6 protein-coding genes and 2 pseudogenes are annotated in these 10,219 nt (G+C 46.5%); 7 read left to right on the forward strand and 1 reads right to left on the reverse strand.

The features are described 5' to 3' along the window. The 3 genes and pseudogenes from L1D22_RS07090 to L1D22_RS07100 form a co-directional block, all read left to right on the forward strand. Positions 1–621, forward strand: a pseudogene (locus L1D22_RS07090) (ISL3 family transposase); the annotation flags it as partial. A 35-nt stretch (positions 622–656) separates the two neighbouring features. Then, a complete protein-coding gene (locus L1D22_RS07095; protein WP_239829365.1) occupies positions 657–1,322 on the forward strand; it encodes an ISL3 family transposase in 666 nt (221 codons plus the stop codon). Then, positions 1,256–1,645 (forward strand): annotated as a pseudogene (locus tag L1D22_RS07100) (transposase); the annotation flags it as partial. The gene L1D22_RS07095 and the pseudogene L1D22_RS07100, both read left to right, overlap by 67 nt. Positions 1,646–1,747: 102 nt before the next feature. On the opposite strand, the gene elyC reads toward L1D22_RS07100, so the two are convergent. Next, a complete protein-coding gene (elyC, locus tag L1D22_RS07105; RefSeq protein ID WP_239829201.1) occupies positions 1,748–2,599 on the reverse strand; it encodes an envelope biogenesis factor ElyC in 852 nt (283 codons plus the stop codon). A gap of 115 nt (positions 2,600–2,714) precedes the next feature. Here elyC and cmoM point away from each other — a divergent pair, with 115 nt between their 5' ends. From cmoM to mukB, 4 genes are all read left to right on the forward strand, one after another. Next, on the forward strand, positions 2,715–3,500 hold the full coding sequence (cmoM, locus tag L1D22_RS07110) for a tRNA uridine 5-oxyacetic acid(34) methyltransferase CmoM (RefSeq protein ID WP_239829202.1): 786 nt from the start codon (positions 2,715–2,717) through the stop codon (positions 3,498–3,500). 125 nt (positions 3,501–3,625) lie between these two features. Then, positions 3,626–4,963 (forward strand): chromosome partition protein MukF, encoded by a 1,338-nt coding sequence (gene mukF, locus L1D22_RS07115; protein ID WP_017055049.1) that lies wholly within the window; start codon positions 3,626–3,628, stop codon positions 4,961–4,963. Beyond that, on the forward strand, positions 4,944–5,738 hold the full coding sequence (gene mukE, locus L1D22_RS07120) for a chromosome partition protein MukE (protein WP_239829203.1): 795 nt from the start codon (positions 4,944–4,946) through the stop codon (positions 5,736–5,738). The genes mukF and mukE overlap by 20 nt, the downstream gene beginning before the upstream one ends. Then, positions 5,735–10,195, forward strand: a complete 4,461-nt coding sequence (gene mukB / locus L1D22_RS07125; RefSeq protein ID WP_239829204.1) for a chromosome partition protein MukB — start codon at positions 5,735–5,737, stop codon at positions 10,193–10,195. Before mukE ends, mukB begins: the two co-directional genes overlap by 4 nt. The last annotated feature ends 24 nt before the right edge of the window (positions 10,196–10,219 follow it).

Here is a 10,219-nt window from a genome sequence, read left to right on the forward strand (position 1 = left end):
AAATGCTTTTGCGGTCTTGAAGCCGAGGCTATCCATGAGTATCAATGGCGTCATGTGAAAGAGGCCATGTTGCTCGGTGTTCCTGTCGAACTTTCCGTTCAAACTCGAAGGATTAAGTGTCGTGACTGCGGCATAAAAACAGAGTCTCTATCTTGGTTGGAGCCTTATGCTCGTATAACGAAGCGCCTAAAAAGCTATATAGAACAACTACTGCCTCTTCTTCCCATTAAGCATATCTCCCAGTTAACGRGCGTTCATTGGCACACCATTAAAGAGATAGATAAACGTCGACTTCGCCAAGTTGTACCGTCAGTGAAATGGGAAGGGCTAAGGCAACTCGTCATGGACGAGTTCGCCATCTTTAAAGGGCAYCGATATGCCACAGTCATCGCTGATGCTAAGACTCACCAAGTCATTTGGATAGGGTTAGGCCGTAGCCGCAAGGACATACGACCGTTCTTCGAGCAGTTAGGCAAGTATGGCAACAATATCGAAGCGGTCGCGATGGACATGAATACGGCTTTTGACCTTGAAGTTCAAGCGCACTGCCCGAACGCAAAAATCGTTTACGACTTATTCCACGTTGTTGCTAAGTTCGGTCGTGAGGTGATGGATAGAGTCTCATCGCTGATGCTAAGACTCACCAAGTCATTTGGATAGGGTTAGGCCGTAGCCGCAAGGACATACGACCGTTCTTCGAGCAGTTAGGCAAGTATGGCAACAATATCGAAGCGGTCGCGATGGACATGAATACGGCTTTTGACCTTGAAGTTCAAGCGCACTGCCCGAACGCAAAAATCGTTTACGACTTATTCCACGTTGTTGCTAAGTTCGGTCGTGAGGTGATGGATAGAGTCAGAGTCGACCAAGCAAACAAACTCAAGCAGGATAAAAAAGCGAGGCAATGGGTGAAACGCTCACGCTGGGTACTGCTGAAAAACAGAGGTAATTTAAATGCACGACAAGATAGCTATCTTACTGAAATATTGAATATCAATAAGGATTTAATGACCACTTATATACTCGGCTCACAACTCAAAGAGCTTTGGTATTGTGAATCAGAAGCACATGCTAAGGGGCTCTGGGAGGTATGGTGGGCACAAGTGCAAGAGAGTGGAATTAAGCCATTGAAAGAGTTCGCACGAAAACTGAGGCCTTATCTTCACGGCATTATTGCATCGGCAAGTTACCCSTTAAACACCTGCACACTAGAAGGGATAAACAACAAGATAAAGCTAATCAAGCGAATGGGGTATGGGTATCGAGATACAGATTACTTCTTCTTGAAGATAAAAGCGGCTTTCCCCGGAAAGCCGCGATGAACCTTTTTTNGACCACTTATATACTCGGCTCACAACTCAAAGAGCTTTGGTATTGTGAATCAGAAGCACATGCTAAGGGGCTCTGGGAGGTATGGTGGGCACAAGTGCAAGAGAGTGGAATTAAGCCATTGAAAGAGTTCGCACGAAAACTGAGGCCTTATCTTCACGGCATTATTGCATCGGCAAGTTACCCGTTAAACACCTGCACACTAGAAGGGATAAACAACAAGATAAAGCTAATCAAGCGAATGGGGTATGGGTATCGAGATACAGATTACTTCTTCTTGAAGATAAAAGCGGCTTTCCCCGGAAAGCCGCGATGAACCTTTTTTATTGCTTAGCGTTCATTGTTAACGAACAGAGAGCCGACAAATTAAGACTTGCCGACTCAATTTGCTCTGTATGAGTTTAAAGATTCAATAGGTTTACTGAGGCTGAGCCGAAGAAACCTCACCGTCATCTTCAACTAAGCTGGAAGCTTCTGGAATAAGCGGCTCTTCAACAATGTCATTGCTTGTATCAAGCCAATCACGCAGGCTTTGCCAAACCAACCCCATGGTTTCGTGCCAGTAACGCTCAGTCTGCTCAAGGTAAAGAGCTTTTGGCATGTACTTGTCCCAAGGCTCAACAATACCTTCTTGTGCAAGGTAGTTGGTCGGTGCAGGCAATGGTTTCATGCCAGCAGCATGGAACTCATTCAGCGCACGAGTCATGTGGCTCGCAGATGTCACCAACACCATCTTTTTGTTTTTAACAAACGCGGCAGCTTGGCGAGCTTCTTCCCAAGTGTCTTTTGCTGTTTCAAGCAGAATGATTTCGGGCTTTGCAACACCAAGGGCTAGCGCGACCTTAGCCATCATTCTTGCGTTACTCACTTCAGTGCCAGCGCCGTAGCCTGACAAGATAAGCTTGGCACCAGGGTAAAGACGCAGAATACGAATCCCTTCACTCAAACGCATCAGGCCTGTGCGGCTAAGCTCTGATGTCGGCGGTATTTGGTCGTCTACGACATGACCACTTCCAAGCACCATCACGTAATCGACGGTTTCATCGACAGGTAAAAAAGCTGTGTGTTGCCTTTCCATTGGCATTAAAAGTTGACTAGAAGCTGGCTGGAAAGCGATTAGGAAAATACCACAGAGGGCTGAAAGGGTAATTAGGCAACCAGTCTTCCTTTTGGTAGTAAACATCACTAGGGCTAAGCCCAGAAAAGCGAGAATTAACATTGCTGGCAGTGGCATCAATAGTGAAGACACTACTTTTTTCAGCTCAAACATATCCGAATAGTCCGAAAAAACATCACTTAGTGGTAAAAAGAGACATCGCCTCTTTATTCCTGAAATTCCTGTGACAGAATAGCAGGCACGATAGGACATAATAACTCAAGTAGCCGTGACTGAAGACCGTAATTTCGACGATATTGCCCACAAATTTGCAAAAAATATTTACGGCTCTGACAAAGGAGAGATCCGTCAGATCATCGTATGGGAAGATTTAGAACAAGCTTTGAGCAAATTTGAGCATTCAGCGTCACCGCTGCATGTGCTTGATGCAGGAGGTGGTCTTGCACAGATGTCGCAGAAAATCGCCGCGCTTGGACATCAGGTTTCTTTGTGCGACCTCTCTTCTGAGATGCTTAAGCTTGCAGAAGAAAGTATCAACGAAGCGGGTTTGTTAGAGCAGTATCGATTTATCCATTCTCCAGTGCAAAAAGTGTCAGAACACCTCGATGAAAAAGTCGATGTTGTGATGTTTCATGCCGTAATGGAATGGCTGGCTGACCCGAAAGAGGCGCTTGATTTATTGCTTGAACAAGTTAAACCGGGTGGCGTTGCCTCGATAATGTTTTACAACCACCACGGATTAGTCCTGAAAAATGTGATTTGTGGCAACATTCCTCATGTATTGAATGGGATGCCACATCGAAAACGGTTTAAGCTGCAACCACAAAAAGGCTTGAAGCCAGAAGAGGTTTATCAATGGATAGAAGACGCTGGTCTAGAAATCTGTGGTAAATCAGGCATTCGCTCGTTCAGTGACTACATAGGTAATATGGAGTACATGGGCGATTACCAATTTGAAGATGTATTGGAACTAGAAAAACAGCTATGTCGCCAAGAGCCATATCTGTCGCTAGGCCGTTATATTCACGTTTGGGCTCAAAAACCTGCGCAATAACAGCGGTGAATGTGGTAAAAGAAGCCACAACATGCGCTATGCAATCGTAAGAAGCCCGCGTCATAAAGAAATAGGCGTCATATCTAACATGTTCGATATGACGAAGAACAGTAACAGGAACCACAATGAGTGAAATGACTCAAACTGCCGAAGAGCAGCCAATTGATGAGTTGGTGGGCTGGGTCAAGCAGCATGATTTTTCATTAAACTTGCCGCCAGAGCGCTTAGCATTTTTGATTGCTATCGCAGTACTAAGCAATGAAAGGTTCGATGAAGAGTTGGGCGAAGGTGAACTGCACGATGCATTTACCATCGTCACTCGACTGTTTGAAGATACTGGCGAAGCGTCTGCGTTTCGTGCCAACAACGCCATCAATGAGTTGGTTAAACAGAAGCTGATTAGCCGCTTTACCAGCGAAATCACAGATGGTGCGAGCATTTACCGTTTGTCGCCATTAGCGATTGGTATCTCGGATTATTACTTACGTCACCGTCAGTTCTCAAAATTAAAATTGTCTATCCAACTTTCTATGGTTGCGGACGAGATGGCTAAAGCCATTGAAGCAGCGCAGAAGGGCGGAACTCCAGGACATTGGAGAAAGAACGTTTACGGCGTGCTCAAGTATTCTGTTGGTGAAATTTTCGATCAGATCGATCTTAACCAACGTGTGATGGATGAGCAGCAGCAAACCGTTAAGCAGCAAATTGCCGACCTTTTAAACAAAGATTGGCGAGAAGCGATCAACAACTGTGAAACCTTGCTATCAGAAACCTCGTCCACGCTAAAAGAATTGCAAGACACCTTGCAAGCGGCGGGTGATGAACTGCAAACACAGATCCTCGATATTCAAGAAATTGTTTACGGTGACGATGAACTCGAGTTCGTTGGCGAAACCCTATTCGGCTTGCAGATGAAGCTCGATCGAATTACTAGTTGGGGTCAGCAAGCGATCGATTTGTGGATCGGCTACGACCGCCACGTTCACAAGTTTATCCGTACCGCGATTGATATGGATAAAAACCGTGCCTTTAGCCAACGCTTGCGTCAGTCGGTTACCGACTACTTTGATGCGCCTTGGTTATTGACCTACGCCGATGCTGAGAAGCTCACCGATTTGCGTGATGAAGCCTTGGTACTTCGTGATGACGAAGTAATGGGTCAAGCTCCAATCGACGTAGAATACGAAGAATTTGAGCAAGTGAATGATCTGCTTTCAGACCGAATTGCAGAGATGTTAAAAGCTCACAAACAGCAAGGTGCGCCAATTGATCTTGGCCTTGTGCTACGCGATTACCTCGCTGCACACCCTCGCACACACCATTTTGATTTAGCCAGAATTGTTGTCGACCAAGCTGTGCGCTTAGGTTACTCAGAGTCTGACTATCAGGCGATTCAGCCAGATTGGCAGGCAATCAACGATTTCGGTGCAAAGGTACAAGCAAATGTCATTAACAAGTACTGATGATTACATGCCAGAGAAACTGGTAAAAGCGATAGCGAACCCATTGTTCCCTGCGCTAGACAGCATGCTGCGTTCAGGTAAGCATATTTCAACAGAAGACTTAGATAACCACGCGTTACTTTCTGATTTTGAAGTTGAGCTTCAGCATTTCTACCAACGTTACAATACCGAGCTTGTGAAAGCGCCAGAAGGCTTCTTTTACCTGCGTCCGCGTTCTACGTCGCTAATCGGTCGTAGTGTTTTGTCTGAGCTGGACATGCTTGTTGGTAAGGTATTGTGTTTCTTATACCTAAGCCCAGAGCGCCTTGCTCACGAAGGTATCTTCACTAACCAAGAGCTGTTTGATGAGTTGATGTCGTTAGCGGATGAGAAAAAACTCATGAAGCTAGCAACCAACCGTGCGTCGGGTTCTGACTTAGACAAAGAGAAACTGTTTGAAAAAGTGCGTACTTCTCTACGTCGCTTGCGCCGTATCGGCATGTTGATTGCTATTGGCGAAACGGGCAAGTTCCGTATCAGCGAAGCGGTATTCCGTTTTGGTGCGGACGTACGTGTTGGCGATGACATGAAAGAAGCTCAACTGCGTCTTATCCGTGATGGTGAGGCTGTGGTGCATACTCAAGAACCTAACCAAGGCAGCTTGTTGAATGAAGAGAAATCTGAAGCTGCATCAGATGTAGATGAAAACGGTCAACAAGATATTTTTAACGATCAAGCTGACTTTGACCTTGAGTCAAACGATGGCGAACAAACAAAAGTAGAAGGTGAAGCATGATTGAAAGAGGTAAGTATCAATCATTAACTATGGTCAACTGGAACGGCTTCTTCGCGCGTACTTTTGATATTGATGGGTTGGTTACAACGCTTTCTGGCGGTAACGGTGCAGGTAAGTCGACCACAATGGCGGCATTCATTACAGCACTTATCCCTGACCAAAGCCTTCTGCATTTCCGTAATACTACAGAAGCGGGTAGCTCACAGTCATCTCGTGATAAAGGCCTTTACGGTAAGCTTCAGCCGGGCGCATGTTATGCTGCGCTAGACGTGGTGAACTCTCGTAACCAACGCCTACTGTTTGCAGTAAAACTGCAGCAAGTTGCTGGTCGTGACAAGAAAGTAGACATCAAGCCGTTCGTTATCCAAGGCCTTCCTAGCCATGTGAAACCAACTGACGTGCTTATCCAGAACGTTTCAGACAGCCACGCACGTGTATGCCAGCTAAATGATGTGAAAGCCGCAGTTACACAATATGAAGGCGCACATTTTAAAGCGTTCTCTTCGATTGTGGATTACCACTCACAGATGTTCGAATACGGTGTGGTACCGAAGAAACTGCGTAACAGCAGCGACCGTTCTAAGTTCTACCGTCTGATTGAGGCATCACTTTACGGTGGTATCTCAAGTGCGATTACACGTTCTCTGCGTGATTACCTTCTGCCGCAAAATGGTGGTGTGAAGAAAGCATTCCAAGATATGGAATCGGCACTGCGTGAGAACCGCATGACGTTAGAAGCGATCAAGACAACTCAGTCGGATCGTGACTTGTTCAAGCATTTGATCACTGAATCGACCAACTACGTGGCAGCAGACTACATGCGCCATGCAAACGATCGTCGTAATAAGCTTGATCAAACCATGAAGTTCCGTGGTGAGCTGTTTGGTTCGCGTGAAACTTTACTTGAGCAAAATAACCTGTTGAATCGAGTTCAAGAAGAACTTGAGTTGCTGGTGGATCAAGAATCGTCTCTAGAGCAAGACTACCAAGCGGCATCGGATCATCTTCAATTGGTTCAAACTGCACTTCGTCAACAAGAAAAAATTGCTCGCTACAGCGAAGATCTAGAAGAGCTTAATGAGCGTCTAGAAGAGCAGATGATGGTGGTTGAGGAAGCTCAAGAGCGAGTACTTCTTGCTGAAGAGCAGGCAACCATTACTGAAGAAGAAGTGGATAGCCTAAAAACTCAGCTTGCTGATTACCAACAAGCGTTGGATGTTCAGCAGACTCGCGCACTTCAATACCAGCAAGCGGTTCAAGCATTAGAGAAAACCAAGCAGTTACTAGGTGATGAATCTATTACGGCAGAAAGCGCGTTAACCTTGGTTTCTGAGTTAAAAGCACAAGAAGAGTCAAGCACACAAAAGCTACTGTCTACTAAGCACAAGCTAGACATGTCTTCAGCAGCTTCTGCACAGTTCGATAAAGCGCTGTCTTTGGTTAAGAGCATTGTTGGTGATGTTGAACGTAAAGAAGCGTCTCACAGCGCTAAACAAGCTCTAGAAAAAGGTCGTAACGCAAGACACGTTGTTGAGAACGAACAGCAATGGCGTGCTCAGCATCGCGACATGGCTCGTGATGTGGCGCAGCAGCGTCAAGCAAAAGAGCTGGCGACTGAATACCAAAAGCAACACAACATTTCACTGACTGACGAAGCGGTTTTCGAAGAAGAACGCGAACGTCATGCCATGCAAATCGAAACGCTTGAGTATGCTCAAGAAGAACTGCGTGAAGCCAAGAGTGAGCAACGTCGTGTTCAGCAAAACCACGATCAAGAGATTCAAAAGCTTGAATCCATTGCTCCTGCTTGGATCACAGCAAACGATGCGCTTGAATCGTTAAGAGATCAAACCGAAGCTGAGCTAGAAGATAGCCAAGCGGTGATGACGCAAATGCAACAAGTGCTTGAAGATGAAAAGTCTCAAGCGGTGGCTAAAGATCAACTGGCAACTCGCCGAGCTGAACTTGAGCAAGAAATTGAACGTCTAGCATCACCAGGTGGCTCTAACGATCCTCGCTTGAAAGGCTTAGCGGACACCCTTGGTGGCGTGCTGCTTTCAGAGATCTACGACGACATCACAATTGGCGATGCGCCATATTTCAGTGCGATGTACGGCCCAGCTCGTCATGCGATTGTGGTTTCGGATCTTGATGGCATCAAAGAGAAACTGGTTGATCTTGATGATTGTCCTGAAGACCTTTACATCCTTGAAGGTGATGTTGACGCGTTTGATGACAGCTCGTTCAATGCCGATGAATTAGAAGGCGCGGTGTGTGTTCAACTGAACGATCGCCAAATGCGTTACTCTCGTTTCCCTGAGATCCCACTGTTTGGTCGTGCGGCTCGTGAGCAGCGTTTAGAGAAACTGCGAGAAGAGCGCGATGTGGTTGTTGAGAATCACGCGAAAGCTGCGTTTGACTCTCAAAAACTGAACCGTCTATACCAAGCATTCAACAGCTTTGTAGCGAAACATCTGCACGTTGCGTTTAACGCAGATCCAGAGCAAGCACTTGCAGTCGTTCGTGAGAAACGTAACCAAGTAGTACGTTCACTGGCTGAGCTGGATTCGAAAGAGCAACAGCAACGTAGCCAGCTTCAACAAAGCAAACAGGCGATTGCTGCGCTTGATAAGTTAGCGCCTATGGTTCGTATTCTAGAAGACGAAACATTAGCTGAGCGTTTGACTGAACTAGAAGTACAACTAGAACGTCTGAGTGAAGCTAAGTCTTACCTGAACACTCATGGCAAAGCGCTTGCGTCATTAGAGCAAATCGTTTCTGCACTAGACGCTGACCCAGAGCAATTTGAAGCTTTGGAAGCTGAGTACCGCCAGGCGGACAACGCGCTACAAACGCTAAAAGGCAAAGTATTCGCACTGTCTGATCTGATTGAGCGTCGTCACTACTTTGCTTACGCAGACTCAGTTGACCTGCTTAACAAGAGCAGTGAATTGAGTGAGCAACTGAAAGCGAAACTGGTTCAAGCAGAACAAGCTCGAGCGAAAGGCCGCGATGGCTTGAAGCAAGCTCGCGAACAGATGAACCAGTACAACCAAGTATTGGCAGCACTGAAGAGCTCGCATCAAGCGAAGCAAGAGACTGTTCAAGAGTTCAAACAAGAGCTTCAAGAGTTCGGTGTTAACGCTGATGAAGGCGCTGAAGAACGCGCTGTACGTCGTCGTGACGAGCTTCAAGAGCGTCTGCACACGTCTCGCAGTCGTAAGAGCGAATACGAGCGCACGATTACCTCAACTGAACTTGAGATGAAAGCGCTGGCTAAGCGTCTTAAGAAAGTACAGAAAGAGTACACAGAGCTTCGTACCTTTGTGGTTGCAGCAAAAGCAGGTTGGTGTTCAGTACTTCGTCTAGCTCGTGAGAATGACGTTGAACGTCGTCTACACAAGCGTGAACTTGCTTACCTAACGGCTGGTGAACTTCGCTCAATGTCGGATAAATCACTGGGTGCGCTACGTTTGGCTGTGGCTGACAATGAAGACCTACGTGATTCGCTGCGTCTATCGGAAGATAATGCACATCCAGAGCGTAAGGTTCTGTTCTACATTGCGGTTTACCAACACCTTCGTGAGCGTATTCGCCAAGACATCATTCATACGGATGATCCGGTTGAAGCAATCGAAGAGATGGAAGTTGAGCTAGCTCGATTAACAGAAGAACTGACCCAGCGTGAAAACCGCCTAGCGATCAGCTCTGAGTCGGTAGCAAGCATCATTAAGAAGACGATTCAGCGTGAGCAGAACCGTATTCGTATGCTGAACCAAGGCTTGTCGAACATTTACTTTGGTCAGGTTAAAGGCGTACGTCTGAACGTTAAGATCCGTGAAAGCCATGAAATCTTACTATCGGGCCTAGCGACTCAACAAGAGCAGCACAAAGACTTGTTCGAGACGACTCGTTTCACCTTCTCTGAAGCAATGGCGAAGTTGTTCCAACGTGTGAACCCACATATCGACATGGGTCAACGTTCTCCTCAAGTTCTAGGTGAAGAGCTACTGGATTACCGTAACTACCTAGAGTTAAGTGTTGAAGTTAACCGTGGCTCTGATGGTTGGCTACAAGCGGAATCGGGCGCACTGTCTACCGGTGAGGCGATCGGTACTGGTCAATCTATCCTATTGATGGTTGTTCAGAGCTGGGAAGAAGAGTCTCGTCGACTTCGTAGCAAAGACATCGTTCCATGTCGCTTGTTGTTCCTTGATGAAGCAGCACGTCTGGATGCGAAGTCTATCTCTACGCTGTTTGAACTGTGTGACCGTCTAGGTATGCAGCTTCTGATTGCAGCACCTGAGAACATCAGCCCAGAGAAAGGCACAACCTACAAACTGGTACGTAAGGTCTTCAAAGATCACGAACATGTACACGTTGTTGGCCTGCGAGGTTTTGCACAAAACAAACCTGCATCGCCAGTGCAAGAGCTGATTGAAGAAGCCGAGCAGTAAGCTTTAAGCCGATTTATCGTATCA

This window comes from Vibrio sp. Isolate34 (assembly GCF_022397915.1).
GTDB lineage: Bacteria > Pseudomonadota > Gammaproteobacteria > Enterobacterales > Vibrionaceae > Vibrio.

What these genes read in the sequence shown, in the direction of transcription:
- elyC (WP_239829201.1), bottom strand. Translation starts at nt 2,599, where the DNA reads ATGTTTGAGCTGAAAAAAGTAGTGTCTTCACTATTGATGCCACTGCCA.
- mukF (WP_017055049.1), top strand. Translation starts at nt 3,626, where the DNA reads ATGAGTGAAATGACTCAAACTGCCGAAGAGCAGCCAATTGATGAGTTG.
- mukE (WP_239829203.1), top strand. Translation starts at nt 4,944, where the DNA reads ATGTCATTAACAAGTACTGATGATTACATGCCAGAGAAACTGGTAAAA.
- mukB (WP_239829204.1), top strand. Translation starts at nt 5,735, where the DNA reads ATGATTGAAAGAGGTAAGTATCAATCATTAACTATGGTCAACTGGAAC.